27 protein-coding genes and 1 pseudogene are annotated in these 26623 nt (G+C 61.2%); 19 read left to right on the plus strand and 9 right to left on the minus strand.

Features of this window, described 5'->3' with window-relative positions:
• The first annotated feature begins 553 nt into the window (after positions 1 to 553).
• The 5 genes from AC3WL8_RS31995 to AC3WL8_RS32015 all read left to right on the plus strand — a co-directional run bounded on the left by AC3WL8_RS31995 (position 554) and on the right by AC3WL8_RS32015 (position 3315).
• Positions 554 to 1057, plus strand: coding sequence for a type II toxin-antitoxin system PemK/MazF family toxin (locus AC3WL8_RS31995; protein ID WP_492379645.1), 504 nt, complete (start codon positions 554 to 556; stop codon positions 1055 to 1057).
• 172 nt (positions 1058 to 1229) lie between these two features.
• Positions 1230 to 1835, plus strand: a complete 606-nt coding sequence (locus AC3WL8_RS32000) for an SMI1/KNR4 family protein (protein ID WP_492379646.1) — start codon at positions 1230 to 1232, stop codon at positions 1833 to 1835.
• 72 nt (positions 1836 to 1907) lie between these two features.
• Positions 1908 to 2222, plus strand: coding sequence for a hypothetical protein (locus AC3WL8_RS32005; protein ID WP_148271722.1), 315 nt, complete (start codon positions 1908 to 1910; stop codon positions 2220 to 2222).
• Positions 2223 to 2307: 85 nt separating this feature from the next.
• Positions 2308 to 2496: a hypothetical protein gene (locus AC3WL8_RS32010; RefSeq protein WP_492379647.1), complete on the plus strand. Its 189-nt coding sequence runs from the start codon at positions 2308 to 2310 to the stop codon at positions 2494 to 2496.
• 369 nt (positions 2497 to 2865) lie between these two features.
• Complete coding sequence (locus tag AC3WL8_RS32015) at positions 2866 to 3315, plus strand: hypothetical protein (RefSeq protein WP_492379648.1); 450 nt, start codon at positions 2866 to 2868, stop codon at positions 3313 to 3315.
• Between the two features lie 536 nt (positions 3316 to 3851).
• Here the strand turns inward: AC3WL8_RS32015 and AC3WL8_RS32020 are convergent.
• The 4 genes from AC3WL8_RS32020 to AC3WL8_RS32035 form a co-directional block, all read right to left on the minus strand.
• Entirely contained in the window at positions 3852 to 4355 is a 504-nt protein-coding gene (locus AC3WL8_RS32020; protein WP_249221388.1) for a hypothetical protein, read from the minus strand.
• Positions 4356 to 5496: 1141 nt separating this feature from the next.
• Positions 5497 to 5742 carry a hypothetical protein gene (locus AC3WL8_RS32025; RefSeq protein WP_492379649.1) on the minus strand — a complete coding sequence of 82 codons (246 nt, stop codon included), beginning with the start codon at positions 5740 to 5742 and terminating at the stop codon, positions 5497 to 5499.
• 26 nt (positions 5743 to 5768) lie between these two features.
• Complete coding sequence (locus AC3WL8_RS32030) at positions 5769 to 6317, minus strand: zinc-binding dehydrogenase (protein ID WP_492379650.1); 549 nt, start codon at positions 6315 to 6317, stop codon at positions 5769 to 5771.
• Positions 6318 to 6516: 199 nt separating this feature from the next.
• A complete protein-coding gene (locus AC3WL8_RS32035) occupies positions 6517 to 6708 on the minus strand; it encodes an alcohol dehydrogenase catalytic domain-containing protein (RefSeq protein WP_492379651.1) in 192 nt (63 codons plus the stop codon).
• Positions 6709 to 6731: 23 nt separating this feature from the next.
• Here AC3WL8_RS32035 and AC3WL8_RS32040 point away from each other — a divergent pair.
• Both AC3WL8_RS32040 and AC3WL8_RS32045 read left to right on the plus strand, forming a co-directional pair.
• Positions 6732 to 6890 (plus strand): annotated as a pseudogene (locus AC3WL8_RS32040) (transposase); the annotation flags it as partial.
• A gap of 368 nt (positions 6891 to 7258) precedes the next feature.
• Positions 7259 to 7441 (plus strand): hypothetical protein, encoded by a 183-nt coding sequence (locus AC3WL8_RS32045; RefSeq protein WP_492379652.1) that lies wholly within the window; start codon positions 7259 to 7261, stop codon positions 7439 to 7441.
• A 284-nt stretch (positions 7442 to 7725) separates the two neighbouring features.
• On the opposite strand, the gene AC3WL8_RS32050 is transcribed toward AC3WL8_RS32045, so the two are convergent.
• Entirely contained in the window at positions 7726 to 8856 is a 1131-nt protein-coding gene (locus AC3WL8_RS32050; protein WP_211984090.1) for an IS110 family RNA-guided transposase, read from the minus strand.
• Positions 8857 to 8997: 141 nt separating this feature from the next.
• Between AC3WL8_RS32050 and AC3WL8_RS32055 the strand changes: the two genes are divergently transcribed.
• From AC3WL8_RS32055 to AC3WL8_RS32070, 4 genes are all read left to right on the plus strand, one after another.
• On the plus strand, positions 8998 to 9447 hold the full coding sequence (locus tag AC3WL8_RS32055; protein WP_492379689.1) for a YdcF family protein: 450 nt from the start codon (positions 8998 to 9000) through the stop codon (positions 9445 to 9447).
• Between the two features lie 5 nt (positions 9448 to 9452).
• A complete protein-coding gene (locus AC3WL8_RS32060) occupies positions 9453 to 9644 on the plus strand; it encodes an NAD(P)-binding domain-containing protein (RefSeq protein ID WP_492379653.1) in 192 nt (63 codons plus the stop codon).
• A complete protein-coding gene (locus tag AC3WL8_RS32065; protein ID WP_492379691.1) occupies positions 9622 to 9765 on the plus strand; it encodes a hypothetical protein in 144 nt (47 codons plus the stop codon). Before AC3WL8_RS32060 ends, AC3WL8_RS32065 begins: the two co-directional genes overlap by 23 nt.
• Positions 9766 to 10209: 444 nt before the next feature.
• A complete protein-coding gene (locus AC3WL8_RS32070; protein ID WP_235205963.1) occupies positions 10210 to 11103 on the plus strand; it encodes a FadR/GntR family transcriptional regulator in 894 nt (297 codons plus the stop codon).
• A gap of 43 nt (positions 11104 to 11146) precedes the next feature.
• On the opposite strand, the gene AC3WL8_RS32075 is transcribed toward AC3WL8_RS32070, so the two are convergent.
• The 4 genes from AC3WL8_RS32075 to AC3WL8_RS32090 form a co-directional block, all read right to left on the minus strand.
• Positions 11147 to 12454, minus strand: coding sequence for an NAD(P)/FAD-dependent oxidoreductase (locus tag AC3WL8_RS32075; protein ID WP_200872620.1), 1308 nt, complete (start codon positions 12452 to 12454; stop codon positions 11147 to 11149).
• 129 nt (positions 12455 to 12583) lie between these two features.
• Positions 12584 to 14314, minus strand: a complete 1731-nt coding sequence (gene dld, locus AC3WL8_RS32080) for a D-lactate dehydrogenase (protein ID WP_492379654.1) — start codon at positions 14312 to 14314, stop codon at positions 12584 to 12586.
• 27 nt (positions 14315 to 14341) lie between these two features.
• Positions 14342 to 15832: an NAD-dependent succinate-semialdehyde dehydrogenase gene (locus AC3WL8_RS32085; protein WP_492379655.1), complete on the minus strand. Its 1491-nt coding sequence runs from the start codon at positions 15830 to 15832 to the stop codon at positions 14342 to 14344.
• 10 nt (positions 15833 to 15842) lie between these two features.
• On the minus strand, positions 15843 to 17105 hold the full coding sequence (locus AC3WL8_RS32090; protein WP_492379690.1) for a 4-aminobutyrate--2-oxoglutarate transaminase: 1263 nt from the start codon (positions 17103 to 17105) through the stop codon (positions 15843 to 15845).
• A 435-nt stretch (positions 17106 to 17540) separates the two neighbouring features.
• Here AC3WL8_RS32090 and AC3WL8_RS32095 point away from each other — a divergent pair, with 435 nt between their 5' ends.
• The 8 genes from AC3WL8_RS32095 (at position 17541) to AC3WL8_RS32130 (ending at position 26598) form a co-directional block, all read left to right on the plus strand.
• Positions 17541 to 18323 carry a FadR/GntR family transcriptional regulator gene (locus tag AC3WL8_RS32095; RefSeq protein ID WP_492379656.1) on the plus strand — a complete coding sequence of 261 codons (783 nt, stop codon included), beginning with the start codon at positions 17541 to 17543 and terminating at the stop codon, positions 18321 to 18323.
• Positions 18324 to 18372: 49 nt separating this feature from the next.
• Positions 18373 to 19359 carry a TRAP transporter substrate-binding protein gene (locus AC3WL8_RS32100; RefSeq protein WP_492379657.1) on the plus strand — a complete coding sequence of 329 codons (987 nt, stop codon included), beginning with the start codon at positions 18373 to 18375 and terminating at the stop codon, positions 19357 to 19359.
• Complete coding sequence (locus AC3WL8_RS32105; RefSeq protein WP_013958632.1) at positions 19359 to 19853, plus strand: TRAP transporter small permease; 495 nt, start codon at positions 19359 to 19361, stop codon at positions 19851 to 19853. The genes AC3WL8_RS32100 and AC3WL8_RS32105 overlap by 1 nt, the downstream gene beginning before the upstream one ends.
• 3 nt (positions 19854 to 19856) lie before the next feature.
• Positions 19857 to 21140, plus strand: coding sequence for a TRAP transporter large permease (locus tag AC3WL8_RS32110; RefSeq protein ID WP_035827125.1), 1284 nt, complete (start codon positions 19857 to 19859; stop codon positions 21138 to 21140).
• Positions 21137 to 22030, plus strand: coding sequence for an HpcH/HpaI aldolase/citrate lyase family protein (locus tag AC3WL8_RS32115; RefSeq protein WP_492379658.1), 894 nt, complete (start codon positions 21137 to 21139; stop codon positions 22028 to 22030). Before AC3WL8_RS32110 ends, AC3WL8_RS32115 begins: the two co-directional genes overlap by 4 nt.
• A 95-nt stretch (positions 22031 to 22125) precedes the next feature.
• Complete coding sequence (locus AC3WL8_RS32120) at positions 22126 to 23799, plus strand: thiamine pyrophosphate-binding protein (protein WP_049800748.1); 1674 nt, start codon at positions 22126 to 22128, stop codon at positions 23797 to 23799.
• Between the two features lie 17 nt (positions 23800 to 23816).
• Positions 23817 to 25073: a Zn-dependent hydrolase gene (locus tag AC3WL8_RS32125; RefSeq protein ID WP_492379659.1), complete on the plus strand. Its 1257-nt coding sequence runs from the start codon at positions 23817 to 23819 to the stop codon at positions 25071 to 25073.
• Between the two features lie 25 nt (positions 25074 to 25098).
• Positions 25099 to 26598 (plus strand): aldehyde dehydrogenase, encoded by a 1500-nt coding sequence (locus AC3WL8_RS32130; protein ID WP_013958627.1) that lies wholly within the window; start codon positions 25099 to 25101, stop codon positions 26596 to 26598.
• Positions 26599 to 26623: the final 25 nt, after the last annotated feature.

The raw sequence follows: 26623 nt of genomic DNA on the forward strand, positions 1-26623 counted from the left end.
GACAATCCGACGGGTAGCAAACTACGTGAGGCAACAGGTCAGCGCGAGTTGCAATTCTGATGAGTCAATGCGCCGGCCCAGCGACAACTATCTTGGCCGGTTGGCCGGGATGGTTGTCCGAAAGCTTTAGTTCATGGTTGTCGGCGGCGCTGACCGAACCTTAAGTCAGCATGACTTTCGTCGAGGCAATGGCTGGCCTGCCAAGCGTATCAACGTTAAGGCACACAATCATGCTAGGCAGAACATCCACGCTTTGCCGGTCGACAATGTTTGGACAATCGGTAACCGTACAAGTATTGCTTACCGCTTGAACAATTGAGACGGACCAAGACGGCAGGCGGACCCCTATCAGGTCACTCTGCGATCGCAATGATCTGGTTTAGTTGCTCACAAGCCGCAGCAAATACCTCCAAGGGAGCCTGTCTCCAGGTCTCACGGCCACCTTGCGGATTGCAGTCGATCCAGATGATGTCACGTCGCTCAGGCACCCATAGCTTGCCCGCCATTAGATAGCCTCCGCGCCGATGCGTTGCGTGACCATGGATTCGCTGCCGTGCTTGATTGGGTCAAACTGAAGGATATGCATCCGATGCTGGTCCTGTCCCCGCGGCCGTTCAATGAACGGACCAGCATCGTGATTGGCTTGCCGATGACTACCGCAGCCTACAACGAGACCAATCCGTTTGCGATCAAGTTTCAAGGACCGAAGGAAAAGGTCAGCTACGTTCTGGCTCATCAACCCAAGTCGTTTGACTGGCGTGCCCGGAATGCAAAGGCTCACAGCCAGACGCCCCGGCGCGGCCGCGCGTGCTTGTTGTTGGCGATCAATAATTCTGCTAGCGACGCCCCTATGTGCGCTAACAGGCCAATCGCAGGCCGCTGCGTCCGGGCCACAGGAGCGCAATTGATCGATCAGCCGCGTCGCTCGCAAGGGCCGAAACGCTGCGGTGGCCGCAGACCTCAGCACTTGCATGTGGCGATTCCCCTTGGCCAGCTGCTGGCAGCATGTCCGACCTACCTTCACAAGACAGCGGGCTTCCGGCAGAATCATCTGTAATAGGCACCGCTTTTGGCGTCCAATTTAATACTGGATAAAATCCAGCAAATTGGGCGGAGCTATAGATGCGTCAACGAGTTAGGGTCTCCCGGCCTCCCCGTGTGCGACATGGGTGGTGATAAACGGCACTTCGGTGCCCATTACAATACGTTAGAGCACAGGAGGCCGCCACGTGCACCAAACTTGGCTACAGATTCGCTCACTGCTGGAGACTCGAAGCTGTCTCTCGTTGTTTGACCTGAACCCACCCGCATCTGCTGACGCTATCCGCTCCCTTGAGCGACACATCAGACTATCATTACCGCAATCGTTCAAGGAGTTGCTCGCTTTGCATAACGGGCAAGGTCCGGGCCGGAAGTGTGGCTTGTTCTTCGGAGACGAGTTCCTGTCAATCACCGAGATTCAAACCCAGTGGGACAACTGGAAATCTCTCGAGGACGAGAATCTGAACGAAGAGTTGGCGTCCTCCATGTCATCGCAACCACCCGGGGTAGTCAAGCCGCATTACCTCAACTCAAGGTGGGTTCCCTTCACGCACGATGGGGGAGGCAACCACAGCGCCCTGGACTTTGACCCTGATTCAGAAGGTCACATTGGGCAGGTCATCGCCTTTGGGCGCGACGAAGATGAGAAGAAGCTGCTTGGCAGTTCCTTCGAAGACTTTCTCAGTCAGTTTCAGCGGCGCCTTCTCTCTGCTCGCTGGAGCTTGGTGGAAGGCTACTGGAAATTTGAAGAACCTCAATACCGCTGCCACTACCATGCGTGGCCTGTGCTCTAACCCGTATCGAGCGGACAGCCACATGCGTCTTCGCCCGCTTGCGTCTGCCGCTCATATCGAACGTTAGAGATCATGAAGAGCATCGTCCTACTCATCGCATTGTTAGTTGGGCCAATAACAGCTATGGCTGAATCTGTCCTTGAAACATATCCCATTCTGACAATTCCTCGATCCGATAACTCTGATGTCTTGCTTCGGTATAAACTCACCGCTCGCGAAAAGACTCTGTTCAAAGAGATCGATTCGGAAACGGCAAAGCTCTCCCCGACTGCGGAATTGTCCGAATACCATGACGTCGCAATTAGGGTGAGCAGAAAATATGGTCTTAGCACAGACCAGAGCGTCGCATTCTTCACGCGGACAACATTCAGTGAGTTTGAGCAATGATCTCTTACAATTCACTGCGGGGACGACTGCCCTGACGGGCCGTGCCTGAGCTCAAACGTTTATGCGCGAAGGCGAGGAGTCGACTATGAGCGAAACGAGCAAAGACGCGAGAGCCGAGCTGATGGCAGTTCTAGCCAAGCTCGATCAGGTTCTTCCTGCCGAAGTGCATACGACGCTTCGAGCGCCAGTGCAGGCAGCTGACCTGGCTGGACTGGCCAGTACCCTTGCAGAAGGCGTCCAACTGCCAGATGACCTTCAAGTACTGCTCGGCTGACATGATGGGCAGGTTTGGAATTCGCCACTCAGTCGGAAGAACAATCGTCGGCTTCTATCCGTTAGGGAAATTCTCAGCGAGCGTTCGTTTTTCGCTGATCCGATGTCGGATTTTATAGAGCCTTGGTGCGCTTCGTGGCTCCCGGTTCTGACCAACGACGCAGGAGACTTCGTGGTGTACGAAACCGTCGGGGATCTCAGGGGTAAGTTGCTGCACTACTGGCACGACGATCCATCGAGGAGCGTCGCACACTCGTCATTGCTTCAATGGGCCGAGAGGCTACTTCACGAATATGAGCGGCCCGAAGCCTAACCCCTCCATCGAGCGGCAGCCGCAAGCTGCGCTTGAGGCTGCCGCTCATGTCGAACGTTGAGTGAGCGCATTTGCCGCGCGATCCCGCGCCACGAATGCCCGCTCCCGGTCGGTCAGAGACCGGCGGCCAGGAGCAGCGTTCCTGAAGGTGACTCGGGAAGCAGCTACCATTCGGAAAGCCATCCCTACAACGACGGTGAGAAAACGATGGGTTCAAAAATGACCGAGCCAGATCTGACGCTTTATCGAATAGTTGACGAGATTCTCTATTATCTCTGGGATCCCATTGGCGTCGCGAACTCTGCGGGTCCTCGGGATGAATATCGCATGTACGTGCCAAAAGTCTTTGAGCTGGTGATATTGGCCGATGGTCCCACCCTGTTGGCATACCTTCTGTCAGTCGAGCGAGACGGGATGGGCCTCGCTGGGAATTCCGCATCCGCCCAGCAGATTGCCGAACTACTGCTCGCCTGGCGAGCAAAGCTTTCCGAAGCTTCCCTTTCGTGACAATGCGTGCAGCTGTCTGGTTGGCCGCATCCGGCCATGAAGGGACACTTGTCCGATGCGTCATCGAGACAGTCACGTGGCAGCTCTACTCAGCAAGCGGTCGTTCGATCGCCGAGAGACGGCGTCGCGTCTGACAGGGTCATACTTTGTTCGCGGCGATCAACCGGGCGCGCGAAGAGATCCTAATTGCAAGATCAAGCGACCCAAGGCCCCCGCCGCGCGAACGCGGAGATACGGGCAGGCGTGTCGCTGGCGCCACTCGCGATGCTCGACCGAATTGAGCTTCTGTAACAGCACTTTGTTGTGGCCCAAGGCCATTGTCCAACTGTTGGACATTGCAGCATACGCCACGCATCGGCGAAGGCGCGCATTGGCATCAGATTGGAGCGCGCCCGGCTGGCAATAGCTGGCCTAATACCGCCATCATCCGGGAAGATTAAAGGACCATTTGTTTCAGTTTTGGAACGCCCCGATGGCTAAAATTGGGGCGGCTGATCCCATCATCTAGCCGCCTTAGGCGCGCCTGAACAGAGAGCCTATTCGCACACGGTCAGAGTCGCAGAAAGCGACGAAGGCGTAGTGGACTGGACGACGTTGTTGGTCTGATCCGCGATCTTGATATCGCTATAGGTGACATCCGTAACTGCAACGTGCTGGCCACCAGGGCAGGTTAAATCGCCCGGCTGCGCTGGTGGTGGCGAGAGCGTAAGGCACGCCCTGATGGATCCATTCTTACCGGAACTGATCGTTGCGGGGGTTGACACCAGGCCACTTGTGGCGGTCTTGTTTGCGGCATTCGGGCATTTTCCTCCGTTATTCACGCAATGATACGTGGCAGAGGCAGTCGCACTGGCTAGGTAGCTAATGTTCTGATTGTCTCCAAGACCAGTCTCCCTAAAACACACATTTGCATCGCCATCGGCTTGCAGCGACGCCGTGGCCGAAAGGAAATGGGGATTAGCTGCCCACGCGACTAGCGCGAGCGCCGCCAGCATCGCAGCTACCGCGAGCTTTCTGTGAGTCGTGAATTCTTGTTTCATGTTGGCCTCCTGAACCGCAGGCGAAGATGGTGAATCGTCATCACCTAGCCTCCAACGCCGACGGAGCCATATGTGGCACGAAGGCAGTGGTGAATACCGGCCGCGCTAGCGGCAATTGAAGTTGGCTGATTTGCTGTGGATGATCGAAGGCCTCGTATGTCGCTCTAGCTCAGGAGAGGTTTCCTGTCATGCGGCTCCTCGCCCAGCTTCGCGATCCGCGCTCACTGTCCCAGGAGCCGGCTTTGCGGGCAGGACCGCAACACACGATTCGAGGAGTTCGCAATAACCACTCCCATAGCCGTCAGCTTTGCACCCCTTGGATCCGCGAAAAAACAGCCAGATATCGAATGTCATTCCGAGCGCTGAGGCCTCGAGGTCCTGGGGTCTCCGCGAGGAAGAGGCGGCGCCAGATGCGCCGCGCGCGCAGAGCTCGTGCCAACGATGGGCGCTGTCCAACGGACTAAGCCCAGTCGCAGACCGGACGCTTTGGAAACCCGACTGGAAAAAATGCCTCCGGGTCCGGGGGCTTCCCGGAGGCCGAACGCGGGAGACGCTACACATCCCCGCGAAGAAGGTCCTCCTGGTCCTGGGGGTGTCCGGAGGGCCAACGCGAGGAGACACAACACATCCCCACCAACCAATGCTGGACGATCGTCATCAAAGTTGGCACCAACCATAATGTCTACAGCGTAGAAATATAAGTATGTTTCAACGCTGTAGCTGGCAACATCACCTCGGGTGAATCGCCGGTGCGGTACCCTCCATCGGTCGCTCGCGGCGACCTTACCCCCGGGCTGCCCTCGCAGTTCCTTTCCATTTCCGACAAACAGGTCAAATAAGCACCGTGGGCCGCTTCCGCGGCACCAGCCCTTCCGCCGAGGGTAGGCATGCAGACACTCAAGGGCTGGATATCAACCTAAGACGCCCAGTGCAACGACCGCAGTCCTACCGGCAACGGTCATTCGAGCTTGTCGTCGAAAATGGCTGAGATGGGTCGACAGCGGCCTGTCGCCAGTAGCCTTGTCGGCCCGGCAACGGCGGAAGTCGCGCCGACCACCTTCATGTCATCGCAGCACTACCCGTCGCGCCCGAGTCCAGGCAGTCTCACGATTACCGTTTTTCCAGTCTCATGAAAAGCGCCCTAGTCGTAAGCGGCCTGCCGTCCCACCTTGCCGACCGAGAGCGATTGTGAGAGCGCAGACGCGCTCAGCGTGCAGGACGCCTGCTCGATGTCGGCACTGTTCAGCGCCTGCTCGCAACGGGCAAGTTGTCCGGAGATGGCCGCACTCGCCGTGCCTTCCGATGCCGGCGTGGCTCCCTGGGCAGCAAGCGGTAACATAATGGACGCTGCAACCGCAGCCAACAGGACCTGAAGTAAGTTACGCATGATGATGTCCTCGGAATTGGTTCGGACTAGAGTCGCACGACGAGCTTGCCGAGAGCACGGTCGCTCTCCATCAGGCTGTGCGCCTGGCGGACTCCATCGAAATCGAACGTTCTGGCATGAGTCGATGGAAGGTGCCCCTTGGCGAGATCCTGCGCAATCCATGGCAGCGGTGATTCTGACAGGGGCAAAGCGGCAGTTCCCAGCAGACCGCTCGGGAAGAAATTGAGGCGCACCGCGGCGGGAAGGTCTTGCATCAGGTGAAACGACTCCAGGGCAGGAGGCCATCCTAGTAATCCGATAACACTGACCGCCCCGAACGGCCGCAGGGTTTTGACCGTATCACGCAGCGTCGTGGCGCCGACGACTTCCAGCGCCGCATCTACGCCTTCCGGTGGGAGTTGGCGAACATCGCCCGCGATTACGCCGGTGTCGACGACAACTTTGTCAGCGCCGACCTCTCGCAGGCGCCCTGCATTCGCCTGCGAGCGGGTGGTGGCAATGACATTCAGGCCGAGCGCCTTGGCGTAGGTGAGCGCTGCGAGGCCGACGGACGACGTGGCACCGCGTATCAGCAACGTCTGCCCGCGTTCGGCAGCAAGGCTCTTCTCCAGTACGCCCCATGCGGTCAGATAGGCCTCCGGCAGCGCTGCAAGCTCCTCCTATGTCAGCGGGACGTTGTCCAGCGCAATGACATTGCTGCGCAACACGGTTACCTGGTCGGCGTAGCTGCCACCTCGCGTGAATTGCATGCCCTCCATGGCGGTGGCGACGCGCTCACCGGATGCGAAACACGCCCGCGGGATCGTCGACGATCTCGCCGACGGCTTCGATGCCTGGCACGCGTGGTGCGGTGATGGGCCTCATCCTCCCGGCCCGCAGATAGGCTTCGGCGCGATTCAAGCTAAACGCGCGCACGCGAATCCGAACCTCGTCCGGCGTTGGCTCTGGAGATGCAATCTCACGCATTTGCAAGACTTCGGGGCCGCCCGCTCGAGCAAGGCTTTGGATGGATCAAGACCGTTGGCCGCATACGTCAGGTGATGGTGCGCGGACTCAAGAAGGTCGACTAGATGTTTGTGCTGAGCATGGCTGCCTACAACCTCGTGCGCATGCGCTCGCTGGGACAAATCCGTCCGCAGTTGCAGTAATCATGGTAATGAGGCCGGAAATGGGCGCCAAAAACGTGGAAAAAAGACGCAGCGACGCCTTCCGGATTGTGAAAAGTAGCGAACACACCAGCCCTTTTGGGGGAAGCTCCGCCGCTTCCATGGTGAGTACTTCAGCAGCCTGCTAGCCCTGTTCCACTCCATTGTGCTGGCCCGCCAAGAAGCCTGATAACCCTATCTAAATTGGCAGGTTATATTTTACGGATATGGTGCGTACTATCCAAGCAAAGATTTCCAGACTGCCACTACATGGTAGCTATCTACGCATTGGGTCTAAATATATCGCATATGTATTATAAAGAAATATGCGATGAGATTGACATCAATCCAAAGAAATTATTGAGAGTCTGATGAGTATCGGCAAGAGCAGCATGGGTTTATTAAGTGAACCCAGAAATCGCATCAAGTTAATTGATTATGTGTCTCCAGACACGGAAATCTCCGGGTACGAGTTTGCTCTCATGTTCGGCAGTCGGCATGCTCAAGCGGAGCTGGTTGACGCCGCATTGGAGCTATTTCACTCCGGATACTGATATGACTTCCGTTGTCAATCGGATTGGTTCGGTTTCTGGTCAGTGCATTTGATCTGAATTTCCTGAGGGCGACGTAGCAGTAATTCTCGACGGTGGATCACACTGATATTCGCGGGTTGGCTACCGCATTACAGAGGTCCGTCCAACGAGCCTGCCGCTACCTATGGTCGCAAATCGGATGACATTCCTTGCGTAGTATCTTCGCGGGTTACTCGGATGCCCGGGCTACGCCGCCTTCAGGAAACTCTTCCAGTGGGTTGTGGGGTGGTTGACGAAGCGCTGTGTTACACGGCGGGCGCCTCTTCCGATACGGCCAAGGACATGGACAGCTGGCTGATGTCCCAGATGAAGCCGGCCAGTTCGCGAGCCGTCGCGACTACCGCGATGTTCGCGTTTTTGCCTCGCGCGGCCAGCTTGCGATAGCGCCGGCATAGCCGGACCTGCGCGTCCCAGGCGCGATCGATGATAGCCTTCGGGATGCCTTCGTGCCGACGTTGAATGTCGGGACTTACGCGTGCCGGATGCCGGTAGCTCCAGGCGGCCTCCACGAGCAGCTTCCTTGCATAGCTGTTGCCGGTCTTGGTGATGCTGCCCTGACGGCGCCTATCGCCGGAGGAGTGTTCGGATGGTGTCACCCCCAGCCATGCCATCAATTGGCGCGGATGCTCAAAGCGCGAGAGATCGCCCAACTCCGCGAGCATGCCCACTGCTGTGGTGAATTGCACGCCGCGCATCGTTTGCAGGCCGAGCACGGCCGGATAGAAGTGCCAGTTGACGACCGCCTCGCGCAACGCGGCCTCCAGCCGGGCGCATTGCGCGAGGCGGTCCTCGATCGTGCGTCGATGCTCCTCGAACGCCAGTTGCTGCCACGCGCTGTCGAACGCATACGTGCTCAGCCAGCGCCGGTGCGCCGGCCCCCAGTCGGCCCGGCCCGCATAGCGCACCCCATGCGAGAGCAGAAAGGCCTTCAGCCGTTGCCGGGCACGCTTCAGATCGTCTTTGGCACTTACCCACGTACGTGAGAGATCGCGGAACGCTTCGTCCTCCACGGTGGGCACATAGACCCTCGACAGGTCGCCCGCGCGGAGCGCACGCACGAGCTTCACGGCGTCACGTCGATCAGTCTTGACGCGTTCACCCGGCTTTTTGGGAATCAACGACGGTGCGCACACCATGCAGTCGAATCCCTTCCCTGCAAGCTGTCGGTAAAGACCATATCCGCATGGGCCCGCCTCGTAGACGACCCTGACCCGTCGCGCTTTGGACTGCAGGCGCTTGCACAAGCGTTCGACTTCCGCCTTCGTCGTGCCGATCTTGCCGAGCAGTTCAACCTCGCCCTCGCCGAGCGCATAGGCGACCGTGATCGATTCCTTGTGAACGTCGAGCCCTACATAAAGCGTGCTATCGTGGTCCATGCTGGCCTCCGTGCCGGAAATCGCCGGGTGCGGCCCTGTCCGCACCGTGCGGCTCTGGCAGCAATGCTAACCCGCGTTTGATTCCTCGCGGCAGGCCAGCCTCTGCCTCACGGAAGTCATACTGTCTATGAAACTCTGATCATAGCGGGAGGGAAAACCAGAAATCGCGCAACCAGCGAAGCGAGTGAGATCGCAGAGCGGCTGATTTCCGCAGGCCTGAGCAGCACAAGAATAATTCTGGAAGAAGACTCATCCAACACTGCCGAAAATGTGCAATATGCGCGCACCCTAATGAAGAGCAGTAGTGTTCGGGAATTGCTTCTAATCGGAAAGATATACGCCAAGCGCCGGTACGTAATGACCATAAAAAAGAACTGGCCGGAGATTGAGCGAGTTTCATGCTTCGCGGTTAACTATTTTTGTGTCAGTCGGGCTCAATGGTGGGAATCTCCGATGCTAAGAATGCGAATCCTGCAAGAGGTTAGGAAGATCGAAAGATATCTGGAAATGGGCTACCTCTCTGAAGTAGAGGTAATTAAGCGTGAATTCAGACTGTGGTCGCCGTCACAACCTCTAATGTCCAACGAGTAAATGCGATGAGAATTGAAATAATCGGCACTGGCCATGCCGGCCTCGCACTGGCAGCGATGCTGCTTCGGTCCGGAAAGCACGAGATACGTATTTATTCGGACGGACGCCATAGCGAGAAGCTGTCTGCGATAATGGACGGCGGCGGCCATATGCGATTCGTAGATCAGCCAAATAATGTTGACGCTGCCGGGCAGTGAAGTCCGGCCCGGGCCCGAAGCCAACCAGGAGTTGTTCCTGCTGCGTCGCGAAGCCGAGGGTCAGTGGCGATTCGCCCGCTACATTTTCACGACCACCCACTCGCCGGCCCGCCCCGAGTGAACGGCCATGGCCACCTACGCCCTACCTCATGGCTGGTCGCCTTGTGCAGCTCACCAGCGTTTGACCGGTCCGGCTCAGCGTGAACACCTGACGGACGTCCCCGTGACCGGACCGCTGCAAAAGCCCGTAAAGCGCGCCACCTTGCGGCGAATGCCGCGCCACGCCACCCGGCGCCTTGCGGTTTCCGTGAGAGTCAAAATGAGAATCTCATGACAAAGGCACGAATGAACTGAGGTAGCCTTACGTCCCGCGGACGTCCGGTGTTTGCAGACCGCACGCCCTTATCACGGATTTCCACCTGAATCTCGAATTTCGAAGGTGCAGGATGCCATTACAAGGATCGGCCTGATCCCGCAGCCGCCCAAAGTTGCGGATTGCCAGCTGGGCCCCGTGCAAACGCATCGTATAAACTGGTCAGGCCATCAAACCGAAGGAGTTGACTTGCTGTTCAATCTGGAAGCCGTCTCAGCGCAGCGCCTTTACCGGCTAATCGCTGAGAAGATTGCCGAGAAGATTCGCGCCGGGGAGTTCCCCGTTGGCAGCCGACTGCCTGCAGAACGGGATCTGGCGGAAGCCTTGAACGTCAGCCGCTCGTCGGTGCGCGAGGCTCTGATCGCCTTGGAACTCAGCGGCTACGTCGAAGTGCGCCTAGGGAGTGGTGTTTACGTCACAAACCCGAAGGAAGGAACAGCTGTGGGTTCACCGCCTCCGACCGAGTCCACGGCTTCTTCATCCCCCCGACCCGCGGGCGATGTGGGCCCTTTCGAGTTGCTTGAGGCACGCCTGCTCGTCGAGCCCGAAGTTGCCGCGTTGGCAGCCCAGCATGCCAGCAACCAACAGCTCTCGGTGATTCGGGAAGCCCAAGAGGCCATGTCGGCGAGCGGAGCACCTAGCCATCTCGACCGCGCATTCCATGCAGCAATCGCGGCCGCCTGTGGCAATGCGGCGCTCGAAGCCGTGGTCCTCTCGCTACGCGATTTGAGTGAAGCCAGCCCAGTCTATCAGCGCCTGGACAAGCACTTCATCGGCCGCAAGGCCTGGAATGCTGCGTTGGTCGAGCACGACCGCATCACTAGCGCGATCCTTGAACGGGACCCAATCCGCGCGCGTCATGAAATGTACGCTCATCTGATTGCTATCATGGCGCGGCTGCGCGAGGACTTCGGTGACAGCCTGTCTTCATCCAGGCGCAAGGTTACTCCCAAGAAACGCGCGCCCAGTGTCAGCGACCGGAGTTCCAGAAACGCAACTACCGAAGTGGAGGATGCCACCGACCTGGTCGACGCTGAGGCACTTGCGCAGCACGCGTCTCGGACCGCCGCCCGGCGCAAGGTATGAGTCCCACGTAGTGCTTCGCTCCGTATGCCCGCCGGCCGTTCGCTCAATGCATCTTCACGCGTGGTCGTGTACCTCGAGAGAATAATCGCGCCAGCGTGTCAAGCGCCGCTCTAGGTAAGCCATGTAGCGCTCGCTGGTGCATCTGGTACAGCGACATATACATCAGCCTGGCGAAATAGCCCTCCAGCCACAGGTTGCCGCGAATCAAGCCCCCCATAAGATTACCGACCGTACTGTGTCGACCGAGCGAGACGAGGGACCCGAAGTCTCGGTATCGCCAGGGCTTCAATGGCTTGCCCGCGAGCCGCCGGATGAGTCCCTCGGCCAAGTGCGAGGCCTGCTGATGAGCCGCCTGTGCCCGAGGCGGCACCAATACTCCAGCCTCGCGCCCTAGCCACGGACAGGCCGCGCAGTCTCCAATGGCAAATACATGCTCGTCGAGCGTGGTCTGCAGCGTCGGGCCGACCCGTAGTTGATGGATTCCGTTGACTTCCAAGCCATCCAGACCGCGAGCAAACTCCGGCGCCTTAACCCCAGCCGCCCAGACGACCAACTCCGCGGCAATGCTGCGCCCGTCTGCCAGCTGGACACCGTGCTGCCGCACCTCCGACACGCGCGCGCCTGTGTGGATCGTCACGTTGAGCGCGCGCAACTGCTTCGCCGCCCCGGCTGATAATCGTTCTGGCAAAGCAGGAAGAATACGTGGGCCGGCCTCAATCAGATGGATCCCGAGTTGCGCCGGATCCAGGCGCTCCAGACCGTAGCTCAGCAACTCACGTGTGGTGTGCTTCAGTTCGGCCGCCAGCTCTACCCCCGTCGCGCCAGCGCCAATAATGGCCACCTGCAACTGGTGGGGCTGAAGCTGCTCGCTCTGGGCATGCGCTCGGATGCACGCGTTGACCAAGCGCCGGTGAAACCGCTCGCCATCCGCGGGAGTCTCGAGCGCGATCGCGTGCTCCCGCACGCCTGGAGTACCAAAATCGTTCGTCCGGCTTCCCACCGCAAACACCAGGGTATCGTAGGGGACATCGCGCAGCGGCGTAACGGCATCGCCGAACTCGTCCACATGAGGTGCCAGATGCACGACGCGCCGGCTCCGGTCCAGCCCAATTACCTCACCGATGCGGTCGGTAAAGCCGTGCCAATGGCCTTGCGCCATGTAGCACAGCTCGTGCATACCAAGATTCATGCTGCCTGCCGCAATTTCATGCAAATGCGGCTTCCAGAAGTGCGTGCGTTTCTTGTCGATTAGTGTGACATGTGCCTGCCCGCGCTTGCCCAGTCTGTCGCCCAGCAATGTGGCAAGCTCCAGGCCGCCGGCGCCACCGCCGACGATTACGATGCGGTGCAGCCCGTCGGGTGCTGTGGTCTGTGGTATTAGGGACATGTCTCAGCTCAATAAGTCGAACTTCGATTGGCGCCGGCTGATGACTGCTTGCTTCATAGGCTCGGTCTCCAAGGAAATCTCGTATGGCGGCGCTTACATATAGGACCGGCGTTTGCTCATCTGGCCCACACCGGGATTGAAGGTATTCGTCGGATCCACATCCCGATAGAACGCAGCCAGCGCCGGCTTTGCGCAATAGACGTGCCCGACGTTGTGTTCGGCGGGATACTCGCCACCCTTGGCGGCAATGAGGTCTAGCACCCGCTGCTTGATGGCTTCGAGGTTTCCGCCCTTCTTGACTATGTAGTCATGGTGGAATACGTGACACAAGAAGTGCGCGTAGCGGTAGCGCCCAATGAGTTGGGCTTCGATATCGGCCGGCAGGTGCTCGATCCAATCGCTGGTATTTCGAGGCAAAGCAAAGTCAAGCGAGAACACGCCTTCGACGTCTGAGCGGTGAATGGCGTTGTATCGAATGGCTGCCCCACCGGCAACGAAGCGGTGCAGAAATGCTTTCTGGCCTTCTTGCGGGTCGCAGGCGAACCATTCGCCGTCGTCCGGATCGCGTAACAGCCGTGCCAGCTGCTCCAGTATCGGCGCAACGTCACCGCCCGCCACTTTCAGGAGCACGATATGCTCGTACCGCTCGCGCAATGTCCGCAGCCGGACTGGCACATGCTCGGGCAGGAGTTGCCCCACCATTTGTGCGATCCGGTCCGCGGGATTGGCCGGGAGGAACCTGAACCGGCCCAGCAAGCGGTCAATCTGAGACTTCCACGCGAAGATGCTTGGTATCGCATCGGTGCCGAAGCGCTCGATGACAGAGAACATGTCCTTTGCATAGCGTGCGGACAAGTCGAAGATGTCCCGGTGCATGTACTCGCAGGCCACTGGCAGCGCCATCTCGGGGGCCAGTAGCCGGTGCCTCAGCACGCTCAACATGGCAGGGTCGCGCACACCAATGCAGAAGACCTGCGTTTGCTCGTCTGCCTCGAAGGTGTCCACTCGCACCGCAAACACCGCCAGCTTGCCAGCGCTGCCGGAGGTCTCGTACAGTCGAGCGGGATCATTGTTGAAACGCGCCGGTGTCGGCGCCGCGAAATCGCGCACACGAGCTTCATAGTCGGAGCATGAGGCCTTCCCGTTCACAGCGCTATCGATATCGGTCTCGGTAAAGTCGCCGTGGTCCAGGCGCGTGAGAATGGATTCAGGCGTATCGCCTAGCCGTATGCCAAGGTGATTCACCAGTTGCAGCACTCCCGAGGCGTCGACACGGGCGAACAACGCCAGTTCTGTGTAGGCCGGCCCCCGGCGGACCAACATGCCACCCGAGTTGTTGCAGATACCACCGACGACGGAGGCACCGATACACGATGAACCGATTTCTGAATGCGGTTCCCGCCCGAAGGGCTGGAGTGCACGTTCCAGGCCATGCAAGGTGGCCCCCGGGAAGCAGATCGCCTGCCTGCCTTGGTCGATCACCCGGATAGTCGTCATCAACAATGTGTTGATGACGACTACCTGCCGCCCGTAGTCCTCGGCTCCGCCGTGCGGCGTGGAGCCCTCGGTGAGGCCAGTGTTGGCCGCCTGCATGACCACAGCCTTGCCGGCGGCGACACATGCCTGCAGCACCTGCCATTGCTCCAGCAGCTTCGTGGGAAACACCACCGCCAGCGCCTCGCCCTCGCCGGAGCGAAAGCCTCGGCGATAGCGCTGCGTGCGACGACGTTCAGTCAGCACGTTGCGTGGCCCGACAATACGACGCAAGCGCTCGACAAACTCCGCGTCGTTTGCCTGATGTGGCGGAAAAACAGGCAGATGCATCTGGGCCTCCCTTGATTGACCCGCCGCTCAGGCGGCGATGTCTCCCAGGCAGAGGTACTTGAGCTCGACATACTCCTCAATGCCATGCTCCGAGCCCTCGCGCCCTAGACCCGACTGTTTGACGCCACCGAATGGCACATGTTCCATGGAGATCATGCCGGAATTGACCCCTACCATGCCGTATTCAAGCGCCTCACCCACGCGGAAGATGCGGCCCACGTCGCGGCTGTAGAAGTAGCTCGCGAGGCCGAACTCCGTGTCGTTAGCGGCGTCGATGGCTTCCTGCTCCGTGCCAAAGCGGAACACCGGCGCAAAGGGGCCAAAGGTCTCTTCACGCGCGCACAGCATGTCCGGCGTGGCGTCGGCCACTACCGTCGGCTGGAAGAACTGTCCCGCGCCCAGTTGCGCTAGCCGATTTCCCCCGGTCACGATGCGGGCGCCCTTGGCCAAAGCGTCCGCCAGGTGGCGCTCGACCTTGGCGACGGCCGCCTCCTCAATCAATGGACCCTGCTCGACACCGGCCTCGAAGCCGTTGCCGACCCTGGCTCGACGCACGCGATCGGCGAACTTCCGAACGAACTCGTCGTAGACGCCGTCCTGCACATAGAACCGGTTGGAGCAGACGCAAGTTTGGCCGGCATTGCGGTACTTGCTCGCGAACGCGCCCTCAACGGCACTGTCGATGTCGGCGTCATCGAAGACAATGAAGGGTGCATTGCCGCCCAGCTCGAGCGAGAGCTTCTTGACCGTCGGGGCGCACTGCGCCATCAGGATGCGGCCCACTTCGGTCGATCCAGTGAAACTGAGGTGGCGCACCACGTCGCTCGCACACAGCACCTGGCCTACAGCGATGCTGTTACCACTATCGGCCGTGACAATGTTGAGCACGCCTGCCGGGATTCCAGCGCGAATCGCCAGCTCACCTGCAGCCAGGGCCGTCAGCGGCGTCAACTCGGCCGGCTTGACGACCACGGTGCAGCCTGCGGCAAGTGCAGGAGCGACCTTGCGCGTGATCATGGCCAGCGGGAAGTTCCACGGCGTGATTGCCGCGCATACACCGATGGGCTGCTTGAGCACCAGCTGACGGCGGTTCTCGTCAAACTGCGACAGGGTCTCGCCGCTTACGCGCTTAGCCTGCTCGGCAAACCATTCGACAAAGCTTGCGCCATAGGCCACCTCGCCCCTGGCCTCGGCCAGAGGCTTTCCTTGCTCGGCTGTCATCAGGTGCGCAAGATCGTCCTGATGGGCGATAAGCAGGTCGAACCATTTGCGCAGAACCTGGCTGCGCGCCTTAGCACCCAGGCGCCGCCAGGCCGGCCAGGCCGCGTTGGCGGCAGCGATGGCGGAATGGGCATCAGCCGCCTTGAGGTTGGCCACATCGGCCAGCTTCTCGCCGGTGGCAGGATCGTGCACGTCAAAGCGGCTCGCACCCGGCACCCATTGACCGTTGATCAGCGCATCGGTCTTGAGCAGGCTCGGATCGGCGAGCCCGTCCAGCGTGAGATGAATCTTCGTCATCACTCCTCCCTCAGGCCTGGACGGCGCGCTCGATGATGTCGAGCGCCTTAGCGAACAGAGCGTCGTCGATGGTCAGTGGGTACAGGAAGCGGATAGCGTTGCCATGCATGCCGCAACTTAGCAGCAGCAGACCTTCTTCCATGGCGTTGCGCTGGACTTGTTGAAGACGCGCCGCGTCCGGCTTGCCGGTCTGCGGGTCGCGAAATTCGATGGCGACCATGGATCCTAGGCCGCGCACCTCGGCGATGACTGGGCAGCGCTCGCGCAGAGCTTCGAGGCGTTGGGTGAGCTGCGCGCCCAGCTTCTGCGAACGCTCGCACAGTTCTTCTTCGGCCAGGACGTCCAGCACCGCATGGGCCGCAGCGACAGCCAGGGCGTTGGCCGCGTAGGTGCCACCGAGTCCGCCCGGCGCCGGCGCATCCATAACCTCGGCACGACCGCACACGCCAGACAGCGGCAGTCCACCCGCCAGGCTCTTGGCCATGGTAATCAGATCAGGCCTGACGTCGTAGTGCTCCATGGCGAAAATCTTGCCAGTACGCCCGAAACCGGTCTGGATTTCATCGGCAATGAGGAGGATACCGTGCTGGTCGCACAGTGTACGCAGGCCACGCATCAGTTCGGCAGGCGCCACATTGAACCCGCCTTCACCCTGCACCGGCTCCAGGATGATCGCGGCAACGCGCTGTGGGTCAATGTCGGTCTTGAAGAGACTCTCAATGGCAGCCAGAGCGTCATTGGTGCTGACTCCCTGCAGTGCGGCCGGGTACGGTACGTGAAACACATCGCTAGGGAAGGGACCGAAGCCGAGCTTGTACGGAGCCACCTTACCGGTCAGCGCCATGCCCATCAGCGTGCGGCCGTGAAAACCACCACCGAAGGCGACCACGCCCGGACGGCCAGTGTGGGCACGTGCGATTTTGATGGCGTTCTCCACAGCTTCGGCGCCCGTGGTGAAGAACGCAGTCTTTGCCGGCCCTTCAATCGGCGCGAGTGCGTTGATTCGTTCGGCCAGTGCTACGGCGCTCTCGTAGGGAACGATCTGGTAGGCCGTGTGGGTGAAGCGTCGCAGTTGTTCTTCCACTGCCTGCACGATCCGGGGATGGCGATGCCCGGTGTTCAACACGGCGATGCCGGCGGCAAAGTCAATGTACTCGCGCCCCTCGACGTCCCACAGCAACGCGTTCTCGGCGCGGTCCGCATAGAAGTTGCACATCACGCCTACGCCGCGGGGCGTGGCCGCCGTACGGCGCTGCTGCAAGTCGGCGTTCATAGGTTTGCTCACGATAAATACTCCTTTTTGAAGATGGCAATGGGCGCATTACATCGGCAGCTTGATCCCTTCTAAAGAGCCAATCTGAGGTTCCTAAAGGGGCCAATCCCATCGTTGGACGGGTGCGCCTGACCACGTTGGTCTCAGGCACTCCGCCAATCGCGCTCGGAAAGACAGCTGGACCCCCCAATTGCTCGAGCACAAGAGCCGTGCATTGGTACTAAGCGATTAAACGTCACATCGCAAATTGGCCGGACCAGTAGTCCACTTTAACGGCACTCCGCGCACCTCGCACCACTCATAGTATGCGCTAGTACATTGTTTTTATAGTGATTTTTCCGCTGACATTGAAAGCAAGGGAAAACACCTACGTGACCTTGACCGAAGAAGAACATATTCTCCACTGGCCTGACCACTAGTCCAAACCAGCGTATCATGCACAATCTGGAAGCTGTCTCTGCTCAGCGCCTCTACCGACTGATTGCGGAGCGCATCGCCGAAAAAATCCGCTCCGGCGAGTTCCTTGTCGGAACGCGTCTGCCCGCGGAGCGGGACCTCGCAGACATCCTGCAGGTCAGCCGCTCGTCTGTGCGTGAGGCCTTGATCGCACTGGAACTGAGCGGATACGTGGAAGTGCGAGTGGGCAGTGGCGTCTATGTGATGGCAACGCGCGGCAACGAAGCCAGCTTCGTAACGGACGCTGCTCGCTGTATCACCGAGCTGGCCAGCGACATTGGCCCCTTTGAATTGCTCGAAACGCGTTTACTGATTGAGCCCGAATGCGCTGCACAAGCCGCGCAGAAGGGCACGGACCAACAGCTCGCGAAGATTCGCGAAGCACAGGAATCGCTCTCAGAAGCCGGCGCCCCGAGTCACTACGACCGGGCATTTCATGCCGCCATCGCAGCCGCTTGTGGCAACGCCGCCCTGGATGCGGTGGTCTCCCATGTCTGGGACCTTGCGGAAGCCAGCCCCGTCTACGAGCGCCTGGACAAGCATTTCGTCGACAGCAAAGTCTGGGATGTCGCGCTCCTCGAGCACGACCGAATCGCGGATGCGATCCTTGAGCGGGACCCAATCCGCGCACGCCATGCAATGTACGCACATCTGATTGCCATCATGGCGCGCCTACGCGAAGACCTCGCCGGCAGCCTGCCTGACATCGCCGCACGGCCTGCTGCCAGCGGCAAGGTGCACCAATTGCGGTTGTCCCGATGAAGCCTCGACCCACTACCCCAATTCGAAACAAACCCTTCCTGGAGTCACCATGCGTCTTCTAAAGAGTCGATTGAGCACCTTGCTTGCCGCCACGGCATTTGCGGTCGCTACGCTGCCCGCGCACGCGCTCGACATCAAGCTCGGCCATGTACTGGCCGCCAGCCATAGCTGGCACAAGGCCGCAGAAGGATTCGCTGCCGAGGTCAAGGACAAAACCGCTGGCCGCGTCAATTTCATCCTGTTCCCCAGCGGTCAACTCGGCAATGAGAAGACCATGGTTGAAGGCATGCAGATCGGCAGCCAGGGCGCGGCGGTTATCGGATCGGGCTCGTTGCAGCCGGTGGACGCGCGCTTTGGCGTGGTTGAACTGCCATACACCTGGAACAACGCCGCACAGGCCTACAGAGCCTATGACGGCGACCTCGGAAAGGCGCTGGAGAAGATTGCCGATGGCAAGAACCTGGTGCTGCTGTCCTGGTGGGAGAACGGCTTTCGCCACATCACAAACAATCGCGGTCCTATCAAGACGCCGGCTGACCTGAAGGGCCTGAAAACGCGCGTCACGCCCGACAAGATGCGGCTCGACACCTTTACCCTACTGGGAGCCGCGCCCGCGCCGCTGGCATTCGGCGAGCTCTACTCTGCGCTGCAGCAGAAGGTGTTCGACGCCCAGGAGAACCCGCTGTCCATCATCTACACCTCGTCGTTCTTCGAGGTGCAGAAGTACCTGTCGCTGACGGGCCACGTGTGGAGCCCCGCGAGCCTGGTCGTGTCGAAGTCAGTCTGGAACCGCATCTCGCCCGACGACCGCAAGGCCATCAAGGCTGCCGCGGATCACTGGCGCGACGAACAACGCCGCATGATCACCGAAAGCGACAAGCAATACCTAACCCAACTCAAAGACAAGGGGATGTCGATTAACGAAGTGGACAAGGCTCCGTTCGCCACCGCCATCGCCCCAGTATGGAAGTCGTATGAGGCGACGTTCGGCCCGGAACTCATGGGTCTGGTGAAGAAGTACCGCGAGACAAAATAATGCTCACGCGCCTTTCATACGCCCTCTCCGCGCTGAGCAAGGCATTCGTCGCCGTCGCCTGCGCTGTGCTCGCGGTGCTGGTTACCGTCGTGGTATTCCAGCGCTTCGTCACGCACGACACACCGCGCTGGGCCGAGGAGCTGCCGCGTCTTGTGCTGGTGTGGTCCGCTTTCATTGGTGGCGTGGCCTGCAGCCGAGACCGCAGCCACCTAATGGCCGGCCTCCTGCCTTTCATCGTCAAGAACCCGCGAGTGCTAGGCATGGTAGACCGAGTCAACCATGTGCTGATCATCGCCGGACTGGTGGCCCTGGGTTGGGCTGGCTGGCAACTGGCGCAAATGACTATGGACCAGATGCTGCCCGCCATCAACGTCTCGGCCGGCGTGGTCTACCTCGCGCTGCCGATCGCCTGCGCGCTGACGGCTGTCGTCCATGTCGCCCAGCTCTTCGAGCCTTGGCCCCCGGCGCATGCCGAGTCTTTTTCCCTGGAGTAATGCGTGTCGAGCGGAGCTCTCTTTCTTATGGGCGTCTTCATGCTCACCATGCTGGTGGACTTGCCCATTGTCTATGGCATGGTGCTCTCGGGGCTTGCTTACCTGGCGCTTTTCGACGCCGCGCCGGTCGCCGTGGCCGCGCAGCAGTATGTCTCGGGCCTAGACAGCTTCACGCTGCTGGCCATCCCCCTGTTCATTCTTGCCGCCCAGTTGATGAACGGCGCGGGCCTCACGCAACGCATCGTGCGCCTGTGCGCGGCCATCGTCGGCGATATCAAGGGTGGGCTGGCCGTCGTCGCCGTTATGTCCTGCCTAGTCTTCGGCGCCCTGTCTGGCTCTGGGGTTGCCGACGTCGTGGCCATCGGCAGCCTGCTGCTGCCGGCAATGGCGCGCGCGGGCTACGACAAGGGCTTCAGTTGCTCGCTCGTAGGATGCGCCGGCACCACCGCTACCATCGTGCCCCCCAGCATCGTGCTCATCATCTACGGCACAACCACCAACACCTCGGTGGGCAAGCTCTTTATGGCAGGCATCGTGCCGGCCGTACTGCTGAGCCTGTCGTTGATCGTCATCGCTGTCTGGCAGGCACGCAAGTACAACTGGAGCGGCGGCAAACCCTTCGAGTGGGCCGAGCTTCGTGCATCGCTGGTCGATTCTCTGCCCGCGCTCATGGTGCCGGTTCTGATCATCGGCGGGATCCGTCTCGGTGTGTTCACGGCCTCGGAGGCCGCTTCCAGCGCCATCGCCTATTCGCTGTTAATCGGATTGTTCTGGTACCGCACGCTATCGCTGAGCGCCATCTGGAAGAGTCTCAAGTCGGCAGGCGAAGGCAGCGCGTCCATTTTGCTGATGATTGGCGCCTCGGGCTTTTTCGCGTGGATCCTGGTTGCAGAACAGGTGCCACAGGCATTGGCCTCGCTGCTGGCGAACTGGACCGACAGCCGCACCACGGTGCTGCTGCTCCTGACCGCCGTCTTGCTGTTGCTCGGCACGTTCATGGAGGCAATCCCAATCATCATCATCGTCGCTCCCGTCGTGATGCCGGTGCTCGCGCACTACCAGATCGACCCGGTGCACTTCGGCATCCTGCTGACTATCAACATGGCCATTGGCGCGGTCTCGCCGCCCGTGGGTGTGGATCTGATGGCCGCCTGCAAGGTGGGCGGCATCACGATGATGCAGACGTTGCGACCACTGACATGGATGATGCTTGCGATGGTGGGCGTGCTGATGCTCGTCACCTTCGTGCCTGATCTCGTGATGTTCCTCCCGAGGCATGTGCAATGATAATGCGCCCTACCCCCTCCCGCCGCCCGGTTACGCTGCGCCGAAGCTGGCTGTTCACCTCAGGCATGGACGAGCGCGCGCAGGCGGCCGCGCTTGCCAGCGGCGCCGACGTACTGGTTCCCGACCTTGAGGAGTTCACTGCGCCGGCCGACCGTCCCGTGGCGCGCCCACGCGTGGCCGCGCTGATGTCGCGCTGCCGCGCGCTGGGTATTGTCGCGGCGGTACGCATCAACCGACTAACTGGTGACGGCTGGGACGACCTGCGCGGCGTCATGCCTGGATCGCCGGACGCGGTTTTTCTACCCTACGTAGAGAGTGCCGACGAGATCGCCACACTGGATCGCGCCATATCGGCACTCGAAGCCGAGTTGGGACTGCCGAAAGGGACCACCGAGATCGTCCCGACCATTGAATCGGCGCTTGGCTTCATTCATATCCAGCACATCCTGGCAGCAAGCGAGCGCGTTCGTGCGTGCCTGCTTGCGGCCGAGGATCTCACGGCCGATCTCGGCGCCGAGCGCGGCCCCGACAGCCTGGAACTCAACCATCTGCGCAGCCGCTTCCACGTTGAGTGCCGGGCCGCCGGCCGCGTGGCCATCGACTGTCCGTACAACTACCGAGATATGCAGGCGCAGGCTGAGGATCTTGCCTGGGCCCGCCGCATCGGCCTCAAAGCCAAGTGCGCAGTGTATCCGGAGCAGGTCGCGCAGATTCATGCAGCATTCACGCCATCCATCGCGCAGGTTGAACTCGCAAAAGAACTGGTGGCGCGTTTCGAAGCAGCTCGCCGCGGCGAACCCATTGGTGACGCGCTCGTGGAGAGTCCCGACTACCACACGGCGCGGCGCCTGTTGACCCGTGACGCCGAATTTAAAACCTGGACCGCCTAGGCGCGGACCGAGACAGACTACGGAGAATCCCCTTGACATCGACTTTGCATTCAACGCCTGCTACCCTGCCGCGCCGCAACGGCGGCCAGATCCTGATGCAGCAACTGCGCATCCACGGCACCCGCCGCGTGTTTCTGGTGCCTGGAGAGAGCTACCTGCCCTGCATCGACGCGCTCAATGAGCACAAGGGTGCCATCGAACCCATTGTCTGCCGCCAGGAAAGCGGCGCTGCCTACATGGCCGAGGCAATGGGCAAGCTCACCGGCGAACCGGGCATCTGCTTCGTGACGCGTGGCCCCGGCGCGACCAATGCCAGCATCGGCGTGCACACCGCCTTCCAGGACTCGACGCCGATGATTCTATTCATCGGCCAGGTGGGCAACGACTTCTACGAGCGTGAGGCCTTCCAGGAGATCGACTATCGCCGCATGTTCGGCCAGATGGCCAAGTGGGTAGCGCAGATCGACCGTACCGAGCGCATTCCTGAGTACATCTCGCGTGCGTTCTCGATCGCCACCAGCGGCCGCCCCGGCCCCGTCGTACTGGCACTGCCGGAAGACACGTTGTGGGGCACAGCCGAGGTGGCCGACCTGCCGCGCTACACCCGCGCCCACAGCCACCCGGGTGCGGACGACATGCAGCGGATGGCGGAGCTGTTGGAGACCGCCGAGCGCCCCTTCATGATCGTGGGCGGCACGGGCTGGACGCGCGAAGCCATCAGCCATGTCGAGGACTTTGCCGTGCGCTTCCAACTGCCCGTGGGCACGGCATGGCGTCGCCTCGAGTGCTTCGACCAGCGCAGCCCCAACGCAGCCGGCCATGTTGGCTGGGCGATGACGCCCGAGTTGCGCCAGCGTCTTCGCGATGCCGATGTGGTCCTGGCCGTAGGCACTCGATTGGGCGAGGCAACCACCGAGGGCTACACCGTCATCGAAAGTCCAATGCCGCGTCAGAAGCTGATCCATGTCTACCCGGACGCCAGCGAACTTGGACGGGTCTTCGCACCCACGCAGGCCATTGTGGCGGACGTGTCAAGCTTTGCGAACGCCTTGGCGTCCCTCACGCCCCTCCAGCCCCTGCAGCGCAAGGCCTGGGTTGATTCTGCACGCGCGGAGTACCTGGCGAGCCTGAATCCACTGCCGGCCAAGGGCCCGTTCTCCCTTGACGAGGCTGCGGCCATCGCGGCCGAGCAGCTTCCGCGCGACGCCTGCATCACCGTGGGCGCGGGCAACTACGCGCTCTATCCGCACCGCTACCGCCAGTACACAGGCCCCGGTACCAGCCTGACGCCGACCGTCGGCTCCATGGGCTACGGCCTGCCTGCCGCGATCTCGGCCAAGCTCGAGAACCCGGACCGCACCGTGGTGTGCTACGCCGGTGACGGCTGCTTCCAGATGAACCTGCAGGAGTTGGGTGTCGCGCTCCAGTACCGCGTGGGCGTGGTCGTGCTGGTGTTCAACAACGGCATCTGGGGGACCATCCGCGCACACCAGGAACGTGAGTTCCCGGGCCGCGACATTGCACTGTCCTTCTCCAATCCGGACTTCGCGGCCCTGATACGCAGCTATGGCGGCCACGGTGAAGTGGTAGAGCGCACCGAAGACTTTTCTGCGGCACTGGCGCGGGCGTGCGCCTTCGCCGACCGGGAGAAGCTGCCAGCGCTCATCGAGCTGCGCTACGACGCTGACGGCATCGCCCCCGGTGAAACCCTCGCCGGCATTCGGGAGGCTGCCTATATTCGGCAACAGGCGGCCACATCCTCGAACTGACGCAGGAGCACCACATCATGAGTACATTCGATAACACTCAGAGTCTCGCCATCAACGGTCAGCGCCTGTGGCAGTCTTTGATGGACCTGGCCCGCATCGGCGCCACGCCCAAGGGCGGCAACGCCCGGCTGGCGCTGACCGCCCTGGATGGCCAAGGCCGCGACCTGGTGGTCGGCTGGATGAAAGACGCCGGCCTTGAGATCCATGTTGACCAGATCGGCAACATTTTTGGCCGCCGTGCCGGCCGCAACAACGCCTTGCCCCCTGTCATGACCGGCAGCCACATCGACACGCAACCGACGGGCGGCAAGTTCGACGGCTGCTACGGCGTGATGGCGGGACTGGAAGTGATGCGCACTCTCCAGGAGCGCGGCGTCCAGACCGAGGCGCCCCTGGAACTGATTATCTGGACCAACGAAGAGGGCTCGCGCTTCCTGCCAGTGATGATGGGCTCGGGCGTCTTCACTGGGCGCTTCACCCTGGACACCGCGCTCAACGCCCGCGACAGCGCCGGCCTGAGCGTGCGCGACGAGCTGGCTGCCATCGGCTATGCAGGCACCGAGCCTGTGAGCGAGCGCCCGGTCGGGGCCTACTTCGAAGCCCACATTGAGCAGGGCCCCGTGCTCGAAGCCCAGAACAAAGTCATCGGAGCCGTTACGGGTTCGCTGGGCGTGCGCTGGTATGACGTCACGGTCACCGGGATGGAGATGCACGCGGGCCCCACGCCAATGCCCGTGCGCAAGGATGCGCTCGTTGCCGCCTGCGAAATGGTGCAAACGGTGATTGGCATCGCCAACGACAATCTGCCGCATGGCCGTGGCACCGTGGGCGTGCTCAACGTGCACCCTTCGTCGCGCAATGTGGTGCCTGGCCGCGTGGATTTCACTGTGGATCTTCGTCATATCTACGCGGAAACACTGTCGGCGATGGACCGGCACCTGCGCGAGTCCTTCGCAACGATCGCGCAACGCCACGACGTGGAGCTCGATCTGCGCCTGGCTCAATACAACATGCCCACCCCATTCGCGCCGGAGCTCGTGGATAGCGTTCGCGAGAGCGCCGTGGGCCGCGGCTTGTCCACCATGGACATCGTCACCGGCGCGGGCCACGACGCCGTGCACATGGCCATGGCCCACCCCACGGCCATGATCTTTGTGCCATGCAAGGATGGCGTGAGCCACAACGAGATCGAGGACGCCCAGCCCGCGCATCTTGAAGCCGGCTGCAACGTCCTGCTCGATGCCATGCTGGCGCGTGCCGGCGTCGCGGCCTGATGCTGCTTCCAATCGGAGAAAACACATGGAACTGCACAACCTCGCCTACTGGCGGAGCAGGGCCGAAGCGATGCGCTTCGATGGCCTGGCGTACATCGACGGGGCCTACACTCCCGCCACCGACGGTGCCACGTTTGCCTGCATCAGCCCCATCGACGGCCGCAAGCTAGCCGACGTTGCGGCCTGTGGTGAAGCCGACGTGAACCGGGCGGTGGCAGCCGCGCGGCGCACCTTCGAATCCCGGGTCTGGTCTGGCCTGGCGCCGCGCGAGCGCAAACGGCGCCTCCAGCGCCTGGCCGCACTGATCGAGCAGCATGCCGAGGAACTCGCGCTGATCGAGGCCCTCGACATGGGCAAGCCGGTGCGCGACGCCCTGCTGTTCGACGTGCCCGAGACCGCGCGCTGCTATGCCTGGTACGGCGAAGCCGTGGATCAGCATTACGACGAAATTGCCCCCACCCACGAGGGTGCGCTCGCCACCATCACGCGCGAGCCCGTCGGCGTGGTCGCGGCCGTGGTGCCGTGGAATTTCCCGCTGATGATGTCGGCCTGGAAAGTGGCGCCGGCATTAGCCGCAGGCAACAGCGTGGTGCTAAAGCCTGCCGAGCAGTCGTCGCTTAGCGCGTTGCGCCTGGCGGCGCTCACCGCCGAAGCTGGCATTCCTCCGGGCGTGTTCAACGTGGTGCCCGGTCTGGGCGCGGTAGCTGGCCAGGCTCTGGGCCTGCACCCGGACGTAGACTGCCTGGCCTTCACCGGCTCGACCCTCACCGGCAAGCGATTCATGCGCTATTCCGCCGACTCGAACCTCAAGCGTGTCTGGCTGGAGTGCGGCGGCAAGTCCCCGCACATCATCTTCGACGACTGCCCCGACCTCGACCGCGCGGCGCTGGTCGCCGCCCAGGCCATCTTCGTCAATCAGGGCGAAGTCTGCATTGCCGGCTCGCGGCTGTACGTGCAGGAAGGCATCTACGACGCTTTCATGGAGCGCCTCACGGCACACGCTCAGGCAATGGCCCCGGGCGACCCGCTCGACCCCGAGGCCCCAATGGGCGCGATCGTCGATGAACGGCAGATGCAAGGCGTACTGGCCCGCATCGAGGCCGGTGTGCGCGAGGGCGCACGGCTTCGCACCGGTGGCCAGCGCGTGCGCAACGAGACGGGCGGCTACTACATCGAACCGACAATCTTCGACTGCGCCACCCAAGACCTGTCGGTGGTGCGCGAAGAGATCTTCGGGCCGGTGCTCGCGGTGCAGCGCTTCGCGACCGAGGAAGACGCCATCCGGCTGGCCAATGACTCGGTCTACGGCCTCGGTGCCGGCCTGTGGACCAGCAGCGTCGGCCGCGCCCACCGGCTCTCGCGCCGGATGCGCGCCGGGCTAGTGTGGGTCAACTGCTACGCCGACGGCGACATCACCGTGCCGTTCGGCGGCGTCAAGCAGTCTGGCTTCGGCCGGGACAAGTCCTTGCATGCACTGGAAAAGTACAGCGACCTGAAAACTACTTGGATCGATTTGCGGGATTGAACCTGAACCACGACGTGCCCTCCCC

This window comes from Cupriavidus sp. FW305-F7 (assembly GCF_058782875.1).

What these genes read in the sequence shown, in the direction of transcription:
- AC3WL8_RS32045 (WP_492379652.1), top strand. Translation starts at nt 7,259, where the DNA reads ATGAGTATCGGCAAGAGCAGCATGGGTTTATTAAGTGAACCCAGAAAT.
- AC3WL8_RS32020 (WP_249221388.1), bottom strand. Translation starts at nt 4,355, where the DNA reads ATGAAACAAGAATTCACGACTCACAGAAAGCTCGCGGTAGCTGCGATG.
- AC3WL8_RS32105 (WP_013958632.1), top strand. Translation starts at nt 19,359, where the DNA reads ATGCTCACGCGCCTTTCATACGCCCTCTCCGCGCTGAGCAAGGCATTC.
- AC3WL8_RS32065 (WP_492379691.1), top strand. Translation starts at nt 9,622, where the DNA reads ATGTTGACGCTGCCGGGCAGTGAAGTCCGGCCCGGGCCCGAAGCCAAC.
- AC3WL8_RS32115 (WP_492379658.1), top strand. Translation starts at nt 21,137, where the DNA reads ATGATAATGCGCCCTACCCCCTCCCGCCGCCCGGTTACGCTGCGCCGA.
- AC3WL8_RS32100 (WP_492379657.1), top strand. Translation starts at nt 18,373, where the DNA reads ATGCGTCTTCTAAAGAGTCGATTGAGCACCTTGCTTGCCGCCACGGCA.
- AC3WL8_RS32120 (WP_049800748.1), top strand. Translation starts at nt 22,126, where the DNA reads ATGCAGCAACTGCGCATCCACGGCACCCGCCGCGTGTTTCTGGTGCCT.
- AC3WL8_RS32060 (WP_492379653.1), top strand. Translation starts at nt 9,453, where the DNA reads ATGAGAATTGAAATAATCGGCACTGGCCATGCCGGCCTCGCACTGGCA.
- AC3WL8_RS32125 (WP_492379659.1), top strand. Translation starts at nt 23,817, where the DNA reads ATGAGTACATTCGATAACACTCAGAGTCTCGCCATCAACGGTCAGCGC.
- AC3WL8_RS32025 (WP_492379649.1), bottom strand. Translation starts at nt 5,742, where the DNA reads ATGCGTAACTTACTTCAGGTCCTGTTGGCTGCGGTTGCAGCGTCCATT.
- dld (WP_492379654.1), bottom strand. Translation starts at nt 14,314, where the DNA reads ATGCATCTGCCTGTTTTTCCGCCACATCAGGCAAACGACGCGGAGTTT.
- AC3WL8_RS32130 (WP_013958627.1), top strand. Translation starts at nt 25,099, where the DNA reads ATGGAACTGCACAACCTCGCCTACTGGCGGAGCAGGGCCGAAGCGATG.
- AC3WL8_RS32085 (WP_492379655.1), bottom strand. Translation starts at nt 15,832, where the DNA reads ATGACGAAGATTCATCTCACGCTGGACGGGCTCGCCGATCCGAGCCTG.
- AC3WL8_RS32095 (WP_492379656.1), top strand. Translation starts at nt 17,541, where the DNA reads ATGCACAATCTGGAAGCTGTCTCTGCTCAGCGCCTCTACCGACTGATT.
- AC3WL8_RS32090 (WP_492379690.1), bottom strand. Translation starts at nt 17,105, where the DNA reads ATGAACGCCGACTTGCAGCAGCGCCGTACGGCGGCCACGCCCCGCGGC.
- AC3WL8_RS32005 (WP_148271722.1), top strand. Translation starts at nt 1,908, where the DNA reads ATGAAGAGCATCGTCCTACTCATCGCATTGTTAGTTGGGCCAATAACA.
- AC3WL8_RS32050 (WP_211984090.1), bottom strand. Translation starts at nt 8,856, where the DNA reads ATGGACCACGATAGCACGCTTTATGTAGGGCTCGACGTTCACAAGGAA.
- AC3WL8_RS32035 (WP_492379651.1), bottom strand. Translation starts at nt 6,708, where the DNA reads ATGCGTGAGATTGCATCTCCAGAGCCAACGCCGGACGAGGTTCGGATT.
- AC3WL8_RS32010 (WP_492379647.1), top strand. Translation starts at nt 2,308, where the DNA reads ATGAGCGAAACGAGCAAAGACGCGAGAGCCGAGCTGATGGCAGTTCTA.